The sequence below is a fragment of the Marinitoga sp. 1137 genome, from assembly GCF_001941525.1.
GTDB lineage: Bacteria > Thermotogota > Thermotogae > Petrotogales > Petrotogaceae > Marinitoga > Marinitoga piezophila.
The window spans coordinates 1,060,550-1,084,001 of the sequence record NZ_CP009471.1 but is presented as its reverse complement, the minus strand read 5'-3'; the positions used below and the strand labels follow the sequence as shown (position 1 = coordinate 1,084,001).

General features: G+C 30.2%; 17 protein-coding genes and 1 riboswitch. Of the genes, 12 read left to right on the top strand and 5 right to left on the bottom strand.

From position 1 onward, the window contains the following. Positions 1–78 precede the first annotated feature (78 nt). From LN42_RS05360 to LN42_RS05310, 11 genes are all read left to right on the top strand, one after another. Positions 79–354, top strand: a complete 276-nt coding sequence (locus LN42_RS05360; protein ID WP_014296495.1) for a hypothetical protein — start codon at positions 79–81, stop codon at positions 352–354. Beyond that, entirely contained in the window at positions 348–2,012 is a 1,665-nt protein-coding gene (locus tag LN42_RS05355; protein ID WP_014296494.1) for a LytS/YhcK type 5TM receptor domain-containing protein, read from the top strand. The genes LN42_RS05360 and LN42_RS05355 overlap by 7 nt, the downstream gene beginning before the upstream one ends. Position 2,013: 1 nt before the next feature. Then, positions 2,014–2,691, top strand: a complete 678-nt coding sequence (locus LN42_RS05350; protein WP_232223928.1) for a LytTR family DNA-binding domain-containing protein — start codon at positions 2,014–2,016, stop codon at positions 2,689–2,691. Between the two features lie 112 nt (positions 2,692–2,803). Then, positions 2,804–4,498: a carbon starvation protein A gene (locus LN42_RS05345; protein ID WP_014296492.1), complete on the top strand. Its 1,695-nt coding sequence runs from the start codon at positions 2,804–2,806 to the stop codon at positions 4,496–4,498. Between the two features lie 126 nt (positions 4,499–4,624). Beyond that, positions 4,625–9,520, top strand: a complete 4,896-nt coding sequence (locus LN42_RS05340; RefSeq protein ID WP_075780456.1) for a PQQ-binding-like beta-propeller repeat protein — start codon at positions 4,625–4,627, stop codon at positions 9,518–9,520. A 158-nt stretch (positions 9,521–9,678) separates the two neighbouring features. Continuing rightward, positions 9,679–13,026, top strand: a complete 3,348-nt coding sequence (locus LN42_RS05335) for a hypothetical protein (RefSeq protein WP_075780455.1) — start codon at positions 9,679–9,681, stop codon at positions 13,024–13,026. 92 nt (positions 13,027–13,118) lie between these two features. Next, a riboswitch (cobalamin riboswitch) is annotated at positions 13,119–13,295 on the top strand. A gap of 52 nt (positions 13,296–13,347) precedes the next feature. Further along, on the top strand, positions 13,348–14,232 hold the full coding sequence (locus LN42_RS05330; protein ID WP_014296489.1) for an ABC transporter substrate-binding protein: 885 nt from the start codon (positions 13,348–13,350) through the stop codon (positions 14,230–14,232). 59 nt (positions 14,233–14,291) lie between these two features. Next, the gene (locus tag LN42_RS05325; protein ID WP_171814209.1) at positions 14,292–15,245 is read left to right on the top strand and encodes an iron ABC transporter permease; all 954 of its coding nucleotides are present in this window, start codon (positions 14,292–14,294) and stop codon (positions 15,243–15,245) included. After that, positions 15,242–16,012 carry an ABC transporter ATP-binding protein gene (locus LN42_RS05320; RefSeq protein ID WP_014296487.1) on the top strand — a complete coding sequence of 257 codons (771 nt, stop codon included), beginning with the start codon at positions 15,242–15,244 and terminating at the stop codon, positions 16,010–16,012. The genes LN42_RS05325 and LN42_RS05320 overlap by 4 nt, the downstream gene beginning before the upstream one ends. Before the next feature lie 77 nt (positions 16,013–16,089). Then, positions 16,090–17,205, top strand: a complete 1,116-nt coding sequence (locus LN42_RS05315; RefSeq protein WP_014296486.1) for a KamA family radical SAM protein — start codon at positions 16,090–16,092, stop codon at positions 17,203–17,205. 539 nt (positions 17,206–17,744) lie between these two features. Continuing rightward, on the top strand, positions 17,745–18,968 hold the full coding sequence (locus LN42_RS05310) for an adenosylhomocysteinase (protein WP_075780454.1): 1,224 nt from the start codon (positions 17,745–17,747) through the stop codon (positions 18,966–18,968). A gap of 27 nt (positions 18,969–18,995) precedes the next feature. Here the strand turns inward: LN42_RS05310 and LN42_RS05305 are convergent, their stop codons facing one another. The 5 genes from LN42_RS05305 to LN42_RS05285 form a co-directional block, all read right to left on the bottom strand. Further along, positions 18,996–19,805 (bottom strand): mechanosensitive ion channel family protein, encoded by an 810-nt coding sequence (locus tag LN42_RS05305; RefSeq protein ID WP_075780453.1) that lies wholly within the window; start codon positions 19,803–19,805, stop codon positions 18,996–18,998. Positions 19,806–19,826: 21 nt separating this feature from the next. Next, a complete protein-coding gene (gene flgG / locus LN42_RS05300) occupies positions 19,827–20,612 on the bottom strand; it encodes a flagellar basal-body rod protein FlgG (RefSeq protein WP_075780452.1) in 786 nt (261 codons plus the stop codon). 47 nt (positions 20,613–20,659) lie between these two features. Continuing rightward, positions 20,660–21,394, bottom strand: a complete 735-nt coding sequence (gene flgF / locus LN42_RS05295) for a flagellar basal-body rod protein FlgF (RefSeq protein WP_014296482.1) — start codon at positions 21,392–21,394, stop codon at positions 20,660–20,662. Between the two features lie 95 nt (positions 21,395–21,489). Beyond that, positions 21,490–22,428, bottom strand: coding sequence for a hypothetical protein (locus tag LN42_RS05290; RefSeq protein ID WP_014296481.1), 939 nt, complete (start codon positions 22,426–22,428; stop codon positions 21,490–21,492). Between the two features lie 13 nt (positions 22,429–22,441). Next, complete coding sequence (locus LN42_RS05285; RefSeq protein WP_014296480.1) at positions 22,442–22,879, bottom strand: hypothetical protein; 438 nt, start codon at positions 22,877–22,879, stop codon at positions 22,442–22,444. 201 nt (positions 22,880–23,080) lie between these two features. Here LN42_RS05285 and LN42_RS05280 point away from each other — a divergent pair, with 201 nt between their 5' ends. Next, the gene (locus LN42_RS05280) at positions 23,081–23,410 is read left to right on the top strand and encodes an STAS domain-containing protein (protein ID WP_014296479.1); all 330 of its coding nucleotides are present in this window, start codon (positions 23,081–23,083) and stop codon (positions 23,408–23,410) included. Positions 23,411–23,452: the final 42 nt, after the last annotated feature.

Genomic DNA, 23,452 nt, shown 5'->3' with positions numbered 1-23,452 from the left:
GAAAATTACATAAAAAGTTTTGTAAGTGGTATAATAATATAGATGAAATTAATAAAAAGATTTTGAGGGGGGATAACATTGAAGAGCTTAGTGTTATATGGTTTTGGTATAGGAGTTATAGACGTTAGAAGTATAAATAAGATAAAAGATAAGTATGAAAAAATTTATGTATTTGTATCAAAGGCGCCTCAGGGGAAGGCAAAAGAAATGCTTGATGAAATGGATTTTGTAGAAATCATTGAAACATTGAATTTTTATAAAGAAGCTAAAAGAAAGAACAAAGAACTTACTGATTCAGAAATTAAAGATCTTGGAGATTTTGGAGATAGAGCAATGATGAGGGATCCATGTTGAAGGATAGCATAAGTTTTTTACTGCTTGAAAGGGTTTCACTTATTCTTGTTATTACCTATATTATAATGCAGACATATTTTATAAAAAAGATTTTTGGCAATACTCTTGTTGTCAAAAATAAGCTTATTCTTGGAATAATTGGAGGATTTTTAGGGATTCTTGGAACAATTTTTGGAATTCCGTATAATGGTGCAATTGTAAATTATAGAGATATAGGCGTTATTCTTTCTGGAATGATTGGTGGAATGCCAGGAGGATTGGTAGCTGGCATAATTGCAGCGACGTTTAGATTGTTTTTAGGCGGAATTACCGCTGTTCCATGTTTTTTTGGAACAATATCAGCAGGTTTAATTAGTGGTTTTATATCTCAATATTATGGAAGAAAACATTTTACCTTTTTTAGAACTTTGTTTTATACAGCGGTAATAGAGATTATACATTTAACCTATGTGTTATTAATGGTAAAACCTTTCGAGGTAGCTTATAATATAACCTTTAATATATTATTCCCAATGGTTATCACCAATGCTTTAGGTGTTTCATTCCTTAATTTCATGATAATTAATATGGAAGAAAAGCTGGAATATACAACGGAAAATGCTATAAACTCAATTTTTGTAATAATGGAAAGGTCTTTGAATACAATAAAAGACGGATTCACTGAACGAAGCGCAAGAGAGATTGCAAAGACAATACTTGATAATACTTCTTTTGAAGCTGTTGCATTAACAGATAAAAAGAAAATATTAGCTCATGTTGGGATAGGTGATGACCATCATTATTCTGGAATACCAATAAAGACAGAGGCTACAAAAAAAGTAATAAAAAGCGGTCAGGGATTAAAGATAGTTGGGAAAAAGGGAATTAATTGCCCATATCCTAATTGTCCGTTATATTCGGCGATTATAGTTCCTCTTGAAAATGTAGAAGGGAAACTAATAGGGACATTGAAGCTGTATTATTCCAGAAATAATACAATAAAAAATTCAGATATAGTCTTTGGTAAAAAACTGGCACAGACACTTTCATTAATAATATCAACTGCCAAAATCAATGAAGAATTAAAAATGGCAACAGAGGAGAAATTGCGTGAATTAATGGCGAATTTAAGTCCGCATTTCTTATTTAATACATTAAATGCTATAAAATATATTTCAAAGAAAGAACCTGAAAAGGTAAATAAATTTATAGACGATTTGTCAGAACTTTTGAGATATACTTTATATGAAAATAGCACGTATGTTACTCTTAATAAGGAATTGACATTTACTAAAAATTATCTTTCATTAATGAAATTAAGATTTAAGGATAAAATAAATTATAATGTTGAAGATTATGAAAAATACAGTGAAATACTTGTTCCACCTTTTATACTTCAACCTATTGTAGAAAACTCAATAAAACATGGAATGAAGGATACTATTCTAAATATAAATATACGATTTTTAGAAAAAGAAAATAGTTTTTATATTTATGTGGAAGATGATGGAAAGGGTATGTTGAATTCGAGAAAAAAGGGTAAGGGGTTGACATTAATAGAAAATAGACTAAAATCCCTGTATAATGATGATTATAATTTCTCAATAAAAAGTGGATTGTTTGGTGGGACTACTGTGGAAATAAAGATACCTAAAAAAGTAGGTGAGACAATTGATTAATGTGGCTATAATAGATGATGAATATTACGCAAGGGAATCATTAAAGGATTTAATACATGAAATGAGTGATTTTAATATTGTTGGTTGTTATGAAAGCATTGAAGAGTTTATGAAAAAATCAAAGAATAATGAAATTCACGTTATATTTTTAGACATAGAACTTCCAAAAATGAACGGAATAAAGGCAGCGAAATACTTAAATCAGCATAAAATAGTTTTTGTAACAGCATATTCGGAATATGCTGTAGATGCATTTGAGGTTAATGCTCTTGACTATATAACAAAGCCTGTCTCAGAAGAACGTTTTATTGAGACAATAAATAGAATAAAACAATTATTTACCAACACAGAAAACAAAACTACAAAATTGGCTGTTGAAGATGAAAAAGAAATAATATTTCTTGATTTTAAAGATATATATTATTTTGAATTTTTTGACAAAACCATACATGTATTTACATTTGATAATGAATATATACTTAAGCATTTTAGAAAATTTTCAGAACTATCAAAAAATTTGCCAAAAAATTTTGTAAGGATTCATAAATCGTATATTGTGAATCTTGATTATATAGAAAAATATATAAAAGAACTATCTTCTCTGGAATTGAAAAATAAAAAAATATTACCAATAGGTAAAACATATTTAAGGCATGTCAAGAAAATTTTAAATCTTTGAGTTTAGAAATTTGCCCGTTTGGGGCATTTTTTTTTACTTTTGTCGAAAAAGATGAATATTGTATGATATTTTTATAATGGTATAGTTTAAAAATTGAAAGGGGGTATTTTTAGTGAATTCGTTATTGTTGGCTATTTTAGCATTTGTAGGTTATTGGTTGGCCTATAACACATATGGCAAATGGATAGCAAAAAAGATTTTCGGTCTTAACGACAACAACCCGGTACCTTCAAAGGAATTTGAAGATGGTGTTGACTATGTTCCTACTAAAAAGCATATTTTATTGGGACACCACTTTACAACTATTGCAGGAACAGGTCCAATAGTTGGTCCAGCAATAGGTGTTATCTGGGGTTGGGTACCTGCATTTATCTGGGTATTCTTTGGTTCTATATTTATGGGTGCAGTACATGATTTTACATCACTTGTAGTTTCAGCAAGAAATCAGGGTAAAACTATAGGTGAATTAACAGGTAATTTAATTAACGAAAGAACAGCAAAGATATTCTTGATTTTAATCCAGTTCTTATTATGGATAGTTCTGGCAGTATTTGGACTTATTGTTGCATTGTTGTTTAATATGTATCCACAGTCAGTATTTCCAGTATGGATGGAAATACCTATTGCCATGTGGTTAAGTTATATGATTTATAACAAAGGTAAAAACGATACACTTTATTCAATAATTGCTGTTATTTTAATGTATGTAACTATTGGCATAGGTGTTGTTATGCCTATAAAACTTGGTGGAAATGCAATAATTACATGGATTTATATATTGATGGCATATGTTTTCATCGCTTCAACTATGCCTGTTCATAAGTTATTGCAGCCAAGGGATTATATAAATTCACATGAATTATTAATTGCTATGGGATTATTGGTTCTTGGAGTAATTATTGGACATCCAAAAATCGTTGCTCCTGCATTTCAAACAGTTCCAGATGCACCACCTATATTCCCAATTCTTTTCATAACAATAGCCTGTGGTGCAATATCAGGGTTCCATAGTTTAGCTGCTTCAGGAACTACAGTTAAACAATTGGAAAAAGAAACAGATGCTCAGATGATTGGTTACGGCGGAATGATTTTAGAAGGAGTTCTTGCAACAATTGTTATTATTGCAGTAACTGCAGGTCTTGGTATGAATGGTGGAGGCGTTGAAGCATTTACATCACATTATTCATCATGGGCAGCAGCAAGCGGTCTTGGTGCAAAATTATCAGCAGTTATCAATGGTTCAGCAAATCTTATGAACTCTTATGGTATTCCTCTTGACCTTGCAAAAACAATAATGGCTGTATTTATTGTTTCATTTGCTGGTACAACAATGGATTCATCAACAAGAATTCAAAGATTTGCATTGCAGGAATTATTCTCAAATAAAGAAGGAAAAATCATAGTTAAACCTCTTGAAAATAGATATGTTGCAACAGCAATAGTGATTCTTGCAGCAATGGGATTAGCATTGTCAACTGGAGACGGTAAAGGTGCTTTAATTCTCTGGCCAGTATTTGGTGCTTTAAATCAGTTACTTGCCAGTCTAGCATTGCTTATTGGTACTGTATATCTTGCACAGAAGAAAAAGCCAATATGGATTACAGGATTACCAATGTTATTTATGATGGTTATGACATTATATGCAACAGTATTAAACTTAAAGAAATTTATAGCAAGTAATAATAGCTTATTAATATTCATTACAGTTGCTACTCTCATTATAGCTCTCTGGATTTTTGTAGAAGGATTTATAGCTATCGCCCGTGCAGGTAAAAAAGATCTGGAAGAAGTAGAAGAAGAAATTTAATGTTATAAAGTATTTTAGGCAACCTTAAATGGTTGCCTTTTTTATTTGTTATTATTTTTGGGGGATAATCGATATATAATATAGAATAATAATTTAGAGATAGTATAGAAAATTGGAGGAATTGAAATGAAGAAAATTTTAAATCTTATAATTATATTACTGATGCTTTTTCTCTTTCAGGGATGTATATTTAAAAACAATCCCCCGAAAATATTGGAGATGACTCCACAAAATGGCGAATCTTTAACTGATAAAGAAGTTAAATTTTCCTGGAAGGCAGAAGATCCTGATAACGATCTTCTGTATTATAATTTTTATTTATTTTCCAATACTGATAAAAAGGTAATAAAAGATATTAAGGAATATACAGAAACAGAAATTAATTTATCCCTTGATGAAGATAAAACATATTCATGGAAACTTGAAGCAGTAGATAAAAAAGGGAATTTAGATAGAAAAATTATTGAATTTAGAATTGAAAAAATCAATAAAAATCCTCCAACTAAAACTTTTTTAATAAATCCAAGAGATGGTGCAGAAGAAGTTTTTCCATATGAAATAAAGTTTCAATGGATTAAAAGTGTGGATTTTGATGGAGATAATGTTTATTACAATCTTTATCTTGATGAATCTACATCGCTTATAACACCGATTGCAACATATCTTACAAAAACAGAATATACCGTAAAAGATTTAAAGTTAAATACAAAATATTATTGGAAAGTAGTAGTTTTTGATTCAATGGGTGCAAGTGAAACATCAGATATATGGACATTCAAAACAGATGACAATACACCTCCTGTTGTTGACTTTCCCGCTAAAACATTTGTGATAAAAGAAAATGAAAAATTTGAATTGGATTTGAAAAATTTTGTATACGATAGAGAAAACGATCCAATAGAATACCATATATTAACAAATAATAAAGGTGCAATGATTGAAAGAAGTAAGTATATATTCAAACCAGATTATGATTTTGTAAAACATCCAGATTTAACAAAACAAATTCAGGAACAGATAGTGGTATCGGATACAAAAGAAAATTCACTGGGAGTTTTAAATATAATAGTTCAGGATGTAAATCAAACACCTGAAAATCCGGAATTTATATATCCAAAAAACAATTCAATAATTCCGGATAATATCAGATTAAATTGGAATGGAGTGGATAAAGATAATGATAAATTGAAATTCTCACTTTATATGGGTAATAATCCAATGTACTTATCTCCAATTGCCACAAATCTTGAATATACATACTATGATATATCTCTTGAAAAGAATAAGGTATATTATCTAAAAGTAATGTCAGAAGATCCTTATGGTGAGAAAAGCTGGAGTGAAGTGTATAAAATAAAAACAACAAAAGAGCCCGTTTCCCTTGAATGGCAAAAAGAAATAGAAGATATAAAAGATATGTTTATCTATGATGAAAAAATTTATGTTATAACAAATGATAAAATATATAAATTAAATACAGATTCTTCAGAAAATAATATCATAGAAGTTGAAGGCCTTTTACCTGGTGGTATTATTTATAACGGAATTTTATATATTCCTTCTGAAAATGGTGAAATAAAGGTAATTGATTTAAGTAAATTCATTATTCAAAAAACAATATCTCTGGAAATATCAGATACTATTATAGGTTTAACAGCAGGTCAAAATACACTTTATATTACAGTTAAAAATGGTAATATAGTAGCTTATGATCTTTCTAGAGATACAGTAAAATTTAATAAAATATATGAAATTGAACCAATAGCCCCATTAACGATAATTGAAAATGGTAAAATGGTAATTTCGGGTAATTATGAAAATAGTGGGAAAATTATAATTACAAAACCACTTGGCAAGGTACTTTGTGAAATTGATTTATCAAATAAATTGACAGGTTCTATTATTTCTGATGAAAATTATAATTTGTATTTTGCAACAGGTGAGAAATTATATAGTTATACACAGGAAGGAGATGAAAATTGGGAAATAACTTTAAGTGATAATATATATGGTGAAGGAATTTATGATGGAGAGTATGTTTATGTTTCCGGAAATTCTAAAATATTTAAAATTTCAAAATCCGGAAAACTTAAAGCAAGTTATTCTATTGCTAATTTGTACAATAAGAGCAAAATAATTCATGGAAATAATATATATATTTTTACGAAAAACGGAATATACAAAAACTTTGAATCTACAAATAATAAAGATGAATTTGGAGAAATATTATCCTCATCTTTTAATGATGGATTGCTATTGGGAATTTCTCAGAATAATTTATATGCATTATCTATAATTCCCTCAGAAGAGGCTACAGATAATATATGGTGTCAAGACGGAAAAAATTCAGAGCATAATAGAAATCTATATAGTAGAAATAATCACCAACCTGAGAAACCTGTGTTAATTTATCCTGAGAATCAAAGAACAGAGGTTCCTATAAAAGTAACACTCTCCTGGAAAGGCGAAGATCCAGAAGATGATCCTTTGAAATATACTATATATCTTGCTCAGGAAAATGAAGAATTACAGGCTATTGGTACAACCGAAGCTACATATTTTAACATTACACTTGAAAATAATAAAAGATATTATTGGAAAATTATAGCTTCTGATGGAGAATTTGAAACAGAAAGCGATATATATTCTTTTAAAACAATTTTAAAGCCCGCAGATTTAAAATTTAAAAAATATATAGGTAGTGCAATTCAATCGCCTGCAATTTCTGAAGATAATACAATTTATTTTTCAACATCAGACGGAGCAATATATGCATTGGATACCTATGGGAATATAATATGGAAATATAATACAGAAGGCTTTATAAAAGCTCCTGTGGTGTTGAATCCAATTAATCAAATAATTATAGGTGATGAATTAGGTGAGTTATATATAATAAATCCAGATGGAACGTTATATGAAAAAACAGAGCTGGAAGGTCCTATATCAAAGCCTGTGTCTATTGGAGTGAATGGAGAAATATTCGTAGTAACGGATACAGGTATATTGTATAAATTTGGAGCGTTTGGCAACGAAATATGGAAAAAAGAATTATTTGGTAATGCAACTACAAATATAGTAGTTAATGGAAATAACCTGTATTTAGGTATTGGACAATTTCTGTATGGATTATCCAGCAATACAGGAGAAGAATTGTTTAAAATATCCTTTGCTCAACAGATTTCAACAGATTTATCCATGGATAAAAATGGAAACATATATTTTGGAACAAAAGAGAAAAAAATATATGGATATGATTTGTATGGAAATAAAATATTTGAAAAAGAATTAGATGAAGTAATTACAGGAAGTATAGTAGTTGATACAGATAATTCAATAGTATTTGTAGGCGAAAGTGGATATCTTTATAAATATTACTATATAACTGATATTCTGGAAAAAGATTTATATAATGAACAATTATATAATGTTACTCTTACAGGAGAATATAAATATTTAGGCGGTAAAAAAAGTTTTAGGGTAATAAACTCTACTGAAGAGTGGACGTATCAGGATACGGAGGAAACGCAGTTAAAATTAAAATCATCACCAAATATAGATGAAAATGGTGTTATAGTTTTTGGAACGTTAAATGGGTTCATTTATGGAGTATATGGCGATTCAATAGAGCTGAAAGATTCAGGATGGCCAATATATCTTGGAGATAGAAAACATACCGGAAATATTCATGCAAACTTAATCACAATGCCGGATAATAGACCTCCAATAAAGCCATATAATCCATACCCGGCAGATAAAAGTACATTAAGTTTAAAGACACTTACTTTGAAATGGGAATCATATGATCCAGATGGAGACAGCGTAACTTATGACTTGTATTTTGGAAATGTACAGGAGCCTGGATTAAAAGCAAAAAATATAACTGCTAAAAATTATGAAATTACAAATTTGGTTCCAGGAACATATTATTGGAAAGTAATAGCAAAAGATAGCGAAGGAAATATAACCTCAGGGCCATTGTGGGTATTTACAATAACAGAATCATCCAATGAAAATAATCCACCATTAGAACCAGAGTTGCTTGAACCAGCAGATAAAGCAGAAAATATTCCTACAACAGTAACATTAAAATGGCAGGGAAACGATCCGGATGGAGATACGTTAAAATATGATATATACATCTCAGATTCGCAGCAATTTACAACACCAAAAGAAAGCGACTATACAAATACCGATTATACAGTAACTCTTGATTCAGGTAAAACATATTACTGGAAAGTAGTTGCAAAAGACGGAAAAGGTGGAGAGACATCAAGTAAAACATATTCATTTACAACTGCTTTACAACAAAATACGCCGCCTGATAAGCCTGTATTGCTTTCGCCACAGAACAATGCAACAGATATTGAACCGGATATAACCTTACAGTGGAGTTGTAGTGATCCTGATGGCGATTCACTAACATATGATGTATATTTATCAACAGATCCAAATCTTTCAACACCATATAAAACAAATTTGGCCAATACATCATTAAGTGTATCCAATCTTCAAACTGGAGCAACATATTACTGGAAAGTAGTTGCGAAGGATGGAAAGGGTGGAGAAACATCAAGCGATACCTATTCATTCACAATAAAAGAAGATACAGGACCATTAGTTCCAAAACTTTATTTTAAAGATACAACGATACAATCAGGGTCTAAAGGTAATGTGATAATACACGGGCAGGTTATAGAAAATATTCAAGCATGTGATATAGAAATTACATATGATCCGGCTAAACTATCCATTACAGAAAACGATATAAAAGGTATAGGAGAATTAACTGGTAAAGGATTACTTATAAGCATTTCAAATGGAAAAATAAGCATATCTATTTTATCCTTAGGAGGAACCTTTAGTATAAATAATAGTGATATATTACAACTTACCTTTAAAGCAATTGGAACTCCTGGAGAAACAGAACTTAGATTTACAGATAACACAAAGTTTGCATCGGGAATAGATAACTATTTGGATATTGATATATCTGATGTAGGTAAGGTTTTAATACAATAACAGCGCCTTAAAGAGGCGTTGTTATTTTTTTATTGAACCAAAAAAGATAATTTTAAGTCTAATATAATATCATATTAATAAAAAATAACATTAAAGATATTCAAAAAAAAGGACGATAATCAGATTGGATGGAATATAAACCACATGGAGGTGAAATTATGAATATTAAACGGAAAGGATTTGTAATCCTGTTGGGGATAATGATAATTATCCTGTTGAGTAGTTGTTTTAAAAGAATTCCTGTTTCATCGTTGAATACCGATGAAGTCAGCGTAACTCTGGCATCAAATTACAATTTTTATTCTAATGTAAATGCTTCAGCTATTGAAATAGTGATCAATAAAAAAATACCAGAAGATGCATTTTTATATGATAAAGATAATTCAATAGCTATAATTAAACCAATGGATAATAAAACAATTGTATTATTTTCTAAAGCTCAAAGAGATATAACCAAAGGTGAAAAGCTATTTACATTAAAAAGAAAATATCTAAACCTTGAAACAGACAAGTTGGAAACAGAAGCTGCATTTTATGATGAAAAAAGTAAACGCGTTATCACAAAAGCTTCAGATCCATTTGAAGATGGCATATCGGTTACAGATAACCTTGCAATAAAATCAGGTGATCCAGCAACTGTTGCTATTCACATGAAAGGAGTTTCCGATACTCTTGCTCTGGAATTTGATGTTATGTTACCTTCAAATAATATTGTAAAATTCGATGATACAACAAATGCAACAGTGGAATATATAGGCAGTGAAAGTGCTCCTCAAATGATAGTTAAAGAAATTCCAAATGGATTAAGAATTTCACTTGTAAAAACAGATGGAATGAATTTTGAAGATGAAGATGTGTTGGAATTAAAATTAGTGGGTCAGGGAGATTCTCCAAAGACTCCAGGACAGATTACAATAACAAATTTAAGTGCAAAGGATTTAAACAATGCAGATATTAGTTATAGTGTATATGCTGGAGATATAGTTGTTTATAATCCTGTTCTTTTAGGTGATTTTGATAATGAAGATACGAGTGATGATGAGAGAGATAATAAAGTTGATTTAAATGACTTCCTTATTTTTGTAAAACATTATGGAACACAGCAGGGAGATACATTGTACTCAACACAATGTGATATATATCCTGCAGAAATTGCACCTGTTAAGGATTGGGTTGATGAAAATATTTATAGTGTGGCTTTTAAAGATGGGAAAATAGGAATAGAAGATTTTATTATCTTTGCAAGAAATTATAAAAAGAGTGTTCCTGTTGAAAATTCAATTCCAGAATTTCCATCAGATGCTGATTCAAATGTAACACCTTCAGATGAAGCGCAAAATGTGAATATTGGTACGGAAAATGTAACTTTCCCAGATGCCAGTGATGAAAATGGTGATGAGCTAAAATACACTGTATACATAGGAGTTGATAAAAATAATCTTAAGAGTGATACTTCATCATCGACAACGGTGAATATTCTTAAAATCTTAGGAGTGGATAAATTAGATAGAGGTAGAACCTATTATTGGAGAGTAAAGGTATCAGACGGAAAAGGCGGAGAAGATTGGATACCTTCTAAAGATGATTTCTATGAATTTACCACTTCAGGTCTGGATACATTGTTTGTAGCAGGAGGATATGAAGGAATATTTGTAATTGATATTTCTGATACTTCTGCTTCAACCCCAGCAACTGTTGCAAATTCAGTAAATACAGAAGGTTATGTATATAATTTATCTAAATTTGAATTTGATAGTAAAGAATATATAGCTGTTTCAGATGGAAATAACGGAGTAGCAGTTTATGAATATACACCATCAAGTTCAGCTTTAACAAAGAAAACAGATTCTTATTATTTTGGAAGTACTGCATATGATGTTCTTGAAACAACTGTAACAAGTCCATCTACAAAGGCATATATTCTGGTTGCAGCATCAACAGAAGGATTACAGATATTGCATTTTGATAATAGTGCAGGAGAATTATCTTACGTTTCAAGTATTTTAGGTTCTTCAGATGTAAGAGGATTGTACCAATCTGGAGATTATGTATATGTTGCTGCAAATGATGGATTGCATATTGTAGATATTAGCAATATTAATAGCCCAACAGAAATTGGTAGTTATGAAATAAGTGGTGCATTAAATGTATATGTTGACGGAAATTATGCATATGTTGCAGCGGGAAGCGGAGGAGTATATAAGATAGATATTTCAGATCCAGCAAATCCTTCAGAGGTTGCAAATGCAAGTATGGAAGCATATGATGTTAGTTACAAAGACGGTTATGTATATATAGCTGCAGGAACAAATGGAGTTATAAAATTAGATGGAAATACATTAAGCGAAGATTCAAAATATGATAGCGGTATTTATTATGTAGGTAATATACTTATCGATGGTGGAACTTTATTTGCTGGAAATAAGAGATATGGATTATTAATCTTAAATATTGATACTATGGAAAAAATTAATACATTGGATAATGGGGCTGTAGCAAAAGCCACAAAAACATTGGAAAATTATATTATTGTAGCTGATTCAGAAAATGGAGTAAATATTTTAGACGCAACAACATTATCCTTTACAACTGCAAAATCAACAGCATCAATACAGCTTGATGGAATTGCAAAGAGTGTTGAAGCTACACAATTAACAAATATTTTTGTATCCAAAGGGAGTTATGGAGTAGATGTATTAAAATTTGATACTTCAAATGGAAATCTTACTAAATTAAAGAGTTTACCTATTTTAGGAGAAGCTTATAATGTAACTATAGTTTCAACAGTTGTTTATGTAAGTTCCGGTAGTGGAGGATTAAATGTTTATGAAAATAGCGGAAATTATGATTTTGTAAACAGAGTTCAGCTTTCTGGAAAAATAGTAACTGATTCAGCAACAACTGATGATAATAGATTAATAGTTTCTACAACTGATTCTATTGAAATATATGATATTTCAAATCTTGGTGCCCCAACAACAAGTTCAGATTATAGTGGATATAATTTAAGTAATGGTAGTATTTTTGATATTGAAACAGCAACAATTGGTGCAACAAAAACGTATATATATGCAGCAGCTGGATCCGAAGGTGTAATAATTTTGAAATATGAAGGAGATACCAGTAGCGCAACGTTAACTAAATTAGGAAGTTCAAGATTTGATGATGCATTTATTACAGATATAACCTTAGATGGCACAGATACGCTTATATTATCTGCAGGAAATAAAGGTGTAATAATTATGAAGGTTTCTGATCCAACAGAACTTGGTGATGCAGATGCAAGAAATATAGGTGCAAGCAATGATTCAGACAGTGATGGAAATTACGTAGAAAATTCTTATGATACTCAGGGAAATACAACGTTTGTGGAAAAGGTAAATGATGGAACTAATGATCATTATGTTGTATCTGATGGCGAAAACGGCCTTGTAATATTAGATAGCAATCTTGATTTAGAAAAGGATTATAACTGGTTAAACTTTGAAGGTTTAGCTGCAAATTGATCTGTTATACCCCCGGGAATTTTCCCGGGGTTTTTTATGGTTCTTTATATTCATGAAATTATATGATATAATATACTCGAAAAATAAAAAGTAAATAAAAATTCCTTTAAAGTGTAAGGGAAAGCGGTGAAAATCCGCTGCGGGCGCGCCACCGTGAGTGGGGACGAAACTGGCAAAGTAACGCCACTGGAATTGTTTATATTCCGGGAAGGCGCCAGGAGTAGGAAGATCCACAAGCCGGGAGACCTGCTTTAAAGGGATTTGTTCCATCTTCTCGCGAAAAGAAGATGGAAAATAGATTTTATATAGGAGGGATTATAGATGAAGAAGGTATTTTTGGCAACGCTGTTGTTATTATCTTTTATGGCATTTGCTTTTCAATCTGTGACACTTGTAGATGATCTTGGAAGGGTTGTTGTATTTGATAAAGAGGTAGAAAGGATTGTTGTAGCTGCACCAGCTATTTCTGATTTTATTGTAAAGCTTGGTGCTAAGGATAAAGTTGTTGGAGTTACTGATTTTGATTCCTATATTACAGATGTTGAGAAAATAGGAAATATGGTTCCGCTAAATGTTGAAAAAATTGTATCTTTAAATCCTGATGTTGTATTATTAACCGGGGGATTTCAGGAAGGGGAAGTTTCAAAGCTTGAAAAATTTGGAATAAAGGCTTTTGTTATAAATCCAACTACTTTAAATGAAATGTTCAGGGATTTATCTCTTGTAGGTGTAATTCTTGGGAAGGAAAAAACTGCACAGGATTATTCATTTAAGTTAAGACAGAGAATGTTGAATATAGCCAAAAATACATTTACATGGAAAGAGAAACCAAGAGTTATATATCTTTCTGCATATGGTAGTGTTTCACAGATGTGGACATGTGGAACTGGAGCATATTTAAATGAATTAATTGCATATGCTGGTGGTATTAATGTAACTGCTCCATATACAGGAAATAATGGATGGTTTGCAGTGGGTCCGGAATTTGTAATTAAGGAAGATCCTGATATAATTCTTGTTCCTTCATATTATCCTGGGGATAAAGGAGCATATGATTTAATTATGAATGCTGAACAATTTAAAGATATAAAAGCTGTAAAAAACAAGAAAGTATTTATCATAGACGGAAATAAGGCTTCTTTACCAAATACAGGATTAATAGACTTATTGGGAGAGCTAAATAAACTCTTCAGTGAAAATAGATGAAATTAATTAAATCGGGGAAAACTTCCCCGATTTTTTACCTGATTTCTGGAATTGTTTTAGTGTTTTTTTCTATAATTCTTTTTGTTTCACTTGGAACTATAAATATTCCATTTGTTGAGGTAATAAAAGGATTTTTTAATTTATCTGAAAATACATTGTACAATAGAATAATATTTAATTTAAGATTGCCTCGTGTTTTAGGAACATTGCTTATAGGGGCAATACTTGCCGTTGCAGGGAATGATTTTCAAATGATAATAAAAAATCCACTTGCAGATCCGTTTATTATTGGTATTTCTTCAGGGGCAAGTTTTGGAGCTATATTATACACCGCTTTAAAAAGTGTATATGGTCTTGAATTACCTTTTGGAATAGAGATGTTTTCGTTTATTTCAGCGATTATAGCAACATTTATTACCTTTTTATTAGCAAAAGAAGGGAAAAAAATTCCTGTTATATCTTTAATTTTAAGTGGTGTGATTGTTGGATTTACATTTAATTCAGTTTCGACATTATTGACAGTTTTATTCTGGCAAAATTTATTGCATATAAACTTCTGGCTAATGGGAAGTACAGGAAATATAGTCTGGGGAGATTTATATCTTCTATTGTTTTTTTTGATTTTACAAATTACTGTGAATTTTGTATTTCATAAAAAAATTGAAGTGGTAGCAATGGGAGACGATATTTCGGTTTATTCTGGAGTTAATCCCGAGAAAATAAAAATTTTAGTACTTTTAATTAATGTTTTTGCAGTTGCTGTTGTTGTTTCCAAAGCAGGGATTATAGGTTTTGTAGGTTTGATAATTCCACATCTGGTGAGGAAATTAACAGGTCCTGGAATTAGATATTCAACATTGGGATCTATTATTTATGGAGGAATATTTCTCGGGTTTGCCGATTTGTTTTCAAGATACCTTTTTAGACCTACAGAGCTTCCAATTGGTGTAACTACTTCTATAGTAGGGGCTCCTATATTCATAATTATCATGAAAAGAGGAAGAAAGATATGAGTATTTTAAAGATAAAAGATCTTATCTTTTCATATAACAATCATTTTAAATTGAATATTTCTGAAATGTATCTTGAAAAAGGTGAATTTGTTTCTATAATAGGGCCAAATGGTTCAGGGAAAACAACTATATTAAAACTTTTAACTGGTTTAGAAAAACCAATGAAAGGGAATATATATGTTGAAAATAAATCTATTTATGAATATTCCAAAAAAGAATTGTTTAAAAAGATTGCTGTTGTTCCACAGGAATTCTTTACATCATTTGATTTTAAAGTGGAAGATATTATTTCTTCTGGAAGAATTCCATATGCGGGTTTAGTATCAGTTGAGGAAAATAACAAAGTAATGGAAGAAACAATGAAAAAAACAAATACATATGTTTTTAAGAATAGAGTATATAATTATTTAAGTGGTGGTGAAAAGCAACGCGTGATGTTAACGCGTGCTCTGGTTCAACAGACCGATATTTTATTACTTGATGAATTTGTTTCTCAAATAGATCCAGGATTTACCCAGCAATTAATAAGAATGGTGAAAAATGAAGTTGTAGAAAATAATAAAGGAATACTGGCAATATTCCACGATATTAATATTGCATCATTGTATTCTGATAGAATATATATTTTAAAAAATGGTGAAATAAAGTATTCAGGAACGCCTGAAAAAGTAATTACCAGGAAAATAATGAAAGAAATTTTTGATATAGAATGTTTTATTGTGGAGCATCCTTTCAAAAATAAGCCACAGGTGATTTTTGAGTATTAATTTGATAAAAATTGTGAAATTTGATATAATAGAATTGAGTTATATTTATACAAAAAGAACGAAAGGAGGAGGATGAATTGAGTAAGGTAAAGTATTTAGTAAAAATTGATCAGGTGGAACAATTATCACAGGAAGAGAAAGAACAGTTAAAAAAAGTAACTGAAAAATACAAATTTAGAGCAAATGATTATTATCTTGGATTAATTAATTGGGAGGATCCCAATGATCCTATAAGGAATTTGATAATTCCGCAAATGGGTGAATTGGAAGAATGGGGAAGATTAGATGCATCCAATGAGAAGTCATATACCATAAGCAAAGGATTGCAGCATAAATATAGAGATACAGCTTTGCTTTTGGTAAATGATGTATGTGGAGGTTTTTGTAGATTCTGTTTTAGAAAAAGATTGTTTATAAATGTTGGTGCAGAGGTTGTTAGAGATGTAAGTGAAGACCTTGAATATATAAGACAACATAAGGAAATAACAAATGTATTATTAACAGGTGGAGATCCATTATTGCTTGCAACTGAAAAGCTGGAAAATATTATAAAACAGATTAGAGAAATTGAACATGTTCAGATTATAAGAATTGGATCAAAGATGGTTGCATTTAATCCACATAGAATTATTGACGATCCAAAATTAATTGAAATGATTAAAAAATATTCAACTGATGAAAAGAAGATATATATTATGACACAGTTTAATCATCCAAATGAAATAACTGATGTAGCAATTAAAGCTGTAAATATGTTATTAAAAGCAGGAGCAATTTTAGCCAACCAGACACCGTTAATTAAAGGTGTAAATGCTGATTATAAGACATTGGAAGCATTGTTTAAAAAGCTTTCATTTATAGGTGTTCCACCATATTATGTATTTCAGGGAAGACCTGTTGCTGGTAATAAACCATTTGCAGTGCCTGTTGAAGAAGGATATCAAATTTTCTTAAAGGCTATTATGAATGTTTCTGGACTTGCTAAGAGAGCTAAATTTGCTATGTCTCATGAAACAGGTAAGATTGAAGTTGCAGGACTTACAAAAGAGCATATTATCTTTAGATATCAAAGGGCACATGATCCTAATAATGCAGGTAAGTTTATGGTATATAAAAGAAATCCAAATGCATATTGGCTTGATGATTATAAGGAACTTGTTGAAGAATTCGTTGTTGAAAATCCACAACCATAATAAAATCCCCGGTTATTTTTTATAACCGGGGATTTTATTATATAAGTAAAACATAAAAGAAAACATGAATAAAAAGGTGAATGAAGGCTTGAAATTTCCCTAACGGAAATATTGTGTGAGCCGGAACAGCAAAAGTATTGTGAAAAATAAAAACGAATGAAGACTCGAAGAACGCCCGAAAAAACTGCGAATGAAGAGGGACAAAAAAACAGGATGTTTTTTTGAGCGCAGCTTCTGCAGGGATGCAGAATCTAAGCGACCCCGCGAATATGAGCAGTTTTTGAGGATCAGCGTTCGAGTTGTCTGAAAGAGTTTTTATTTTTCACAATTATAAGAAATTTCACCGCCTGAAGAAACCTTTTTAGGAGTGTTTTTTATAGAACAAGGATTAGAAATTCTTGCCGTCTGAGTGAATATTATTTTTCTACTTGAGGGAGTTTTTATTTTTCTCAATCAACACCACAAAAAGATTTTTGTTTATTGTAAAAATAGTGTATAATTTTAGTAAGGGATAAGATGAAAAACAGGAGGGGAAGAATATGGATTTAGTAGAATCAGGAAGAAAGAAGATTGAATGGGTTAAACAGCACATGAAGGTTTTAAATACTTTAAAAGAAATGTATATGGATGAACAACCTTTTAAAGGAATTAATGTGGCAATGAGTATTCATTTAGAGGCAAAAACAGCATATACAGCTGTTGTTTTACATGAGCTTGGTGCAAATGTTGCTATTACAAGTAGTAATCCTTTGTCCACGCAAGATGATGTTGCTGAAGCGTTGAAGACATATGGTGTAAATGTATATGCAAAAAGATCAACAGATGAAGAATTATATTGGAAAAATATAGATAAAGTTCTTGAAATTAAACCTAATATTGTTATAGATGATGGTGCAGATCTTGGAATTAGAATAGTTGAAAAATTTCCAGAATTGCTTGAGAATATTTGGGGGATTAATGAAGAAACGACTACAGGGATAAAGCGATATAAGGCGCTTTTAAATGATGGGAAATTGCCAGTTCCTGTAATAGATATAAATGATTCATATATGAAATATCTTTTTGATAATAGGTATGGAACAGGGCAATCAACATGGGATGGAATAATAAGATCAACCAATCTTACAGTAGCGGGTAAAAATGTTGTTGTAGCTGGATATGGCTGGTGTGGTAAAGGTGTTGCAATGAGAGCCAAAGGGTTAGGAGCAAGGGTAATAGTAACAGAAGTTGATCCAATAAAGGCAATAGAAGCTGTAATGGATGGATTTTCTGTAATGCCAATGGATGAAGCAGCAAAAATTGGAGATTTCTTTGTTACTGTAACAGGAGATATTGATGTAATAACTGAAAAACACTTTATGATGATGAAAGATGGAGTTGTTTTAGCTAATGCAGGACATTTCGATATTGAAGTAAAGGTTGCAGATCTTGAAAGAATAAATACAGAAAAGAAAGAGGTAAGACCGGGTGTAACTCAATATACAATGCCAAATGGAAATAAATTGTATTTACTTGGAATGGGGAGACTTGTAAATCTTGTAAATGGCGATGGACATCCAGTAGAAATAATGGACTTATCTTTCTCTTTACAATTAGAAGGTGCAAAATATATTAAAGAACATAGAGGTGAAATAGAAGTTTCTGTAAGGCCTGTTCCTTATGAAGTGGATTTAAATATTGCGAAAATAAAATTAAAGACAATGGGAATTGAAATTGATGAGTTAACTCCTGAACAAATTGAATACTTAAATAGTTGGAAATAATAATAAATAATAAAACAACGCCAATCATTAAAGGTTGGCGTTGTTTTTTAAGTTAACGTCTATTTGAGTAAATGGGATTTCAATATTATGTTCTTTAAGTAATTTATGTATTTCTGCTGCAATTTTATTTGGATTTTCGAAATAAACTTCTTTTTTAAGCCAGAATTTTAAAGAAAAGTCAATTGATGATGAATTAAATCCAGAAAATAAAACCCATGGTTTATGATTTTCATCTCTATATATTAAAGAGGAAGAATTTAAATATTCATCTATAATATTAAGGAATTTATTCAGGTCTGTATCATAAGAAACTCCAATATTTATCTCGTTTCTTCGTATGTCTTCAGGCCAGAAATTTGTTATTGAACTGTTCCAGATTGTTTTGTTTGGAATTCTTATAAGTTTTCCATCAAAGGTTTTTAGTATTGTATGATTCAAGTCTATTTGATCTATTATTCCAGATATTCCATTAACTTCAACAATATCTTTTTCTTTTATTGTTTTTGAAAACATTAATAATATTCCACAAATAAAATTAGATAAAGGTTCTTGAATTGCAAATGCCACAATAACTCCGGAAACTCCAAGTCCTGTAAGAAAGGGCATAAAATCTTTAAATATGAGGGATAATATTATGAATCCACCAAGAGTATATGAAACTATATTTGTTAATACTTTTAAAGTATTTTTGTATTCAAGTTCTTTTCCAGTTTTTTCTGTTACCGCTATAATGGTTTTATATACAATTTTAGAAAAGTATTTTGAAAGAAATAAAACTATAATACTTATTCCTATTCGTATTGCATAATCTATCATCAAATTAACGTCAATATTCATATTATATCCCCCAGTTAATTATTATCTCTTAAGTGTTCCCACCGTTCTTAAGAAATCATCTGCTGTTTGAACAGCTTTTGCGTTTAAATCATATGTTCTTTGAGCTACAATCATATTTACCATTTCTTTTACTACATCTACATTTGATTTTTCAAGAGAACCCTGTTCAATTGAACCGTAGCCGTCCTGATTTGGTATACCTTCAGTTGCTACACCTGAAGCGTCTGTTGCAAGATAAAGATTATTTCCAATAGCTTTTAATCCAGCTGGATTTACAAATTTTACCAATGTTATATTTCCAACGTTTTGAGTTGTTCCATCTGGTAATTTTGCACTTACAATTCCATCAGGTGATATATTTACACCTGTTGCGTTTGCTGGTATTGTAATATTTGGAACCATCAAAAGACCGTTTGAATTAACAAGCCTTCCATTTGCATCGATTTTAAATGCACCGTCTCTTGTATATGCAATTCTTCCGTCCTGCATTTGTACCTGAAAGAAACCGTCTCCGAAAATGGCTAAATCAAATGTTCCACCAGTTTGTTCAATGTTTCCCTGTGTGAATATTCTATTTGTTGCTGCTATTCTAACACCATGACCAACATATTCTCCAGTTGGTAGCATTGAGTTTTGTGCTGTAGGTGTTCCAGCTTCTTTTATAGGTGTGTATAACAAGTCCTGAAACTCAATCCTTTGAGCTTTATAACCTGTTGTGTCAACGTTAGCAAGATTGTTTGATACAGTATCAAGTCTTCTCTGTTGAGCAATCATTCCTGTTGATGCAGAATATAATGATACTAACATAATATCTTCCTCCTTGAATTATCTTAAATAGGTTATTTTATATTATTTTAAATTCTTTGAGCGCTTTCTATTACCTTACCTGTCATTGTGTCCTGGGTAGTTACAGATTTTTCTAATATATTAAATGCTCTATTAGCATTTATAAGATTTATCATTTCTTTTAAGGTATTCACATTTGATTTTTCTATACTTCCCTGAATAATCCTGAAATTATCAGCTTTTATTTCATTTCCTGTAAAGAGATTTATTCCAAATTTTGAAGGGTTTTCAAGATTTACTATTGCTATTTTTTGACCTGTTAATTGATTACCATTGTAAATATTTCCTTTTTCATCAACATTGAAATTTTGTGGGATTTGTATAGGTTTATTATTTTCGTCTAAAACATAATCGCCTTCAGAAGTAACTAAAAATCCTTTATCATTTCTATTGAATTCTCCATTTCTTGAATAATAAATGTTGTTATTTCTCATAACTTTAAAAAAGCCATCTCCAAAAATTGCAAAATCTAAAGGATTATTTGTTGTTGTTATCTGTCCTTGCTCCAATATGGGTTTTGTTTCATCGGCAATTAAAGCAGTTTCCATATAACCAACATGTTTTCCGCGGTTTATATCGGTAGAATCATAATTTCTAAATTCTTTTTCAAGATAGGCTTTAAACATTATTTCATCTTTTTTATATCCTGCAGTATCAGCATTTGCAAGATTATTTGAAATATTATCCAGTTGAGCCATGTTGGCAAGCATTCCCATTGTTGAGAAATATAAACCTCTTGTCATATATAAAATCGCCTCCTGCGAATATACTCATTAATATATTTCTATTGTTGAGGTAATATTCCCTAAAAAATTAAGGCTTTCCATATTGGAAAGCCTTAAAAGGACGATATCTTTGACATCTCTGATACTAAATTGATAGTACATGTGTATTTGGAGTTTTCGAAATTATTTGAAACATATGTGTTGTCATCTTTTTTGATGAAGTTATTTAAATCTTTCATGGAAAATTCTCCATTGTGTTTTAGAATTACAAAAACTTCATTTGGTATTTCAAATATAATGTTACTTAGATATGATTTTATATAAATTTCACTGTCGTTCTTTGAAGATGGGATTATATGGATTTTTGAAGCTTTTGCGTCAATTTTTGTTATTTTGTTGTTTATTCCAAATAAATCCAGTAATAGATTTCCTGTGTTTGAATTTATTTCAATATGTGTTTCATAATTTTCCGGGATTTTTATTATATTTGCCATCTTTTCCATGGATTTTATTGAGTCAAAACGTAATTTGTTTTTAAGCTTTAATTCGTTATTTTCAAAAAGAATATAATTTTTAAATAAGGAATTTTTATAGGATTCGATAACTTTAATTTTATTTTTTTCGTCTTCGTTTAGTGTTACGCTATTATCACTCCAGCTGGTATCAATATAAACTTTTAATTCAGAATTTTTTTCAGGCGTAAAAACTTTTTCTTCCTGTGTTTTATCGTTTTTTTTCATGGATATAGAAACTTTAAATGAAAAGATTCCAATTAATCCGGCGGAAAATAATAAACTTCCAATATAGAGCATAAATACATCACCAAAGGAAAGAGGATTTTTAAATCCGATTGTGATATCAATTACAAGTAAGAGGCCAAATATAACTGAAGCAAGGGCTTCTTCTGTTTTTTTCTTAAAATTTGAAATACCAAATACAATACTTGCTGCGGCTAAAAAACCTTTTATAATGATTCCTATTGTTATAATATTTCCTGAAAGTGATAATAATATTAAAGCTCCTAAAATTATAAATAATATGCCGTATATCATTGTCCCACCCCGCTTATCGTTTTAAGATTTTTGTTATTCCATAGGATATTAACCATGCGCCGACTATCACAAAAAAAATATCTTTATATCCAAAATTAAAGTTATATATATCAAATGCATCGAGTAGTAATATAGGTCCTGTTAATAAACCAAAAATCAAATCTGATACAAACTTTATTTTTCGATTTTTTGAGGTTAAAAAACGTTTATTCCATAGATTTTCTGTTATATCATCTATTATTTCTTCGGCTTCTTCACCCCTTAATGTTACCTTTTCGCCATCTGTTGAAAGTTCAAGTACAGTATTTTTGTTTCCAAGAAATGGAAATATTAATGCAAAAATTCCAAAGAGTATTTCAAAGATTATCAAAAAAGATGTAGGCCAGCTTATTGTAATTGAAGTAATAATAAATAATCCTAAAGCCATAAAAAATACAGGAATAAATTTCATAAAACCCCTCCTTAAAAATATTAAGTATTTGATTTATAATCATTAATATTATATACTATTTTTTTATAAAAATCAAGTTATCTATTTAAATTTATTTATTCGAATAAAATTATCTTTTTTTAAATGTTTTTGAATCTGAAAAAAAATATGGTATAATATCGTTGAGATATCTTAATAGTACATGATTATGGAGGTGGAATAATGGATTTCACAGTTGATTTCTCAGAAAAGGACTCCTATTATTTAATAAAGGTTGAAGGTGAAATTGATGCTTATCATTCCGCAACGTTTAAACAAAAGGTAAAAGAGAAATTTGCTGAACCTAAATTTACTAAGTTTGTGATTGATATGTCAGCGGTTTCATATATTGACAGTGCTGGATTAGGGGCAGTTGTAAGTTTATTAAAAGAAGCAAGAAATCTTAATAAAGAACTTGTTTTAGCAGGATTACAATCACAGGTTAGAAAGATTTTTGAAATGACAAAGCTCGATAAAATCGTTAAAATTGTAGATACTGTTGAAGAAGCTTAAATAATAAAAAGCTGGTTCGAAAATGAACCAGCTTTTTTATTT

Bases quoted from the DNA above. Each gene is read 5' to 3' on its own strand.
- flgG (WP_075780452.1), bottom strand. From the start codon at position 20,612: ATGTTAGTATCATTATATTCTGCATCAACAGGAATGATTGCTCAACAG.
- LN42_RS05290 (WP_014296481.1), bottom strand. From the start codon at position 22,428: ATGATATACGGCATATTATTTATAATTTTAGGAGCTTTAATATTATTA.
- LN42_RS05340 (WP_075780456.1), top strand. From the start codon at position 4,625: ATGAAGAAAATTTTAAATCTTATAATTATATTACTGATGCTTTTTCTC.
- LN42_RS05320 (WP_014296487.1), top strand. From the start codon at position 15,242: ATGAGTATTTTAAAGATAAAAGATCTTATCTTTTCATATAACAATCAT.
- LN42_RS05285 (WP_014296480.1), bottom strand. From the start codon at position 22,879: ATGAAATTTATTCCTGTATTTTTTATGGCTTTAGGATTATTTATTATT.
- LN42_RS05280 (WP_014296479.1), top strand. From the start codon at position 23,081: ATGGATTTCACAGTTGATTTCTCAGAAAAGGACTCCTATTATTTAATA.
- flgF (WP_014296482.1), bottom strand. From the start codon at position 21,394: ATGACAAGAGGTTTATATTTCTCAACAATGGGAATGCTTGCCAACATG.
- LN42_RS05355 (WP_014296494.1), top strand. From the start codon at position 348: ATGTTGAAGGATAGCATAAGTTTTTTACTGCTTGAAAGGGTTTCACTT.
- LN42_RS05305 (WP_075780453.1), bottom strand. From the start codon at position 19,805: ATGAATATTGACGTTAATTTGATGATAGATTATGCAATACGAATAGGA.
- LN42_RS05330 (WP_014296489.1), top strand. From the start codon at position 13,348: ATGAAGAAGGTATTTTTGGCAACGCTGTTGTTATTATCTTTTATGGCA.
- LN42_RS05310 (WP_075780454.1), top strand. From the start codon at position 17,745: ATGGATTTAGTAGAATCAGGAAGAAAGAAGATTGAATGGGTTAAACAG.
- LN42_RS05335 (WP_075780455.1), top strand. From the start codon at position 9,679: ATGAATATTAAACGGAAAGGATTTGTAATCCTGTTGGGGATAATGATA.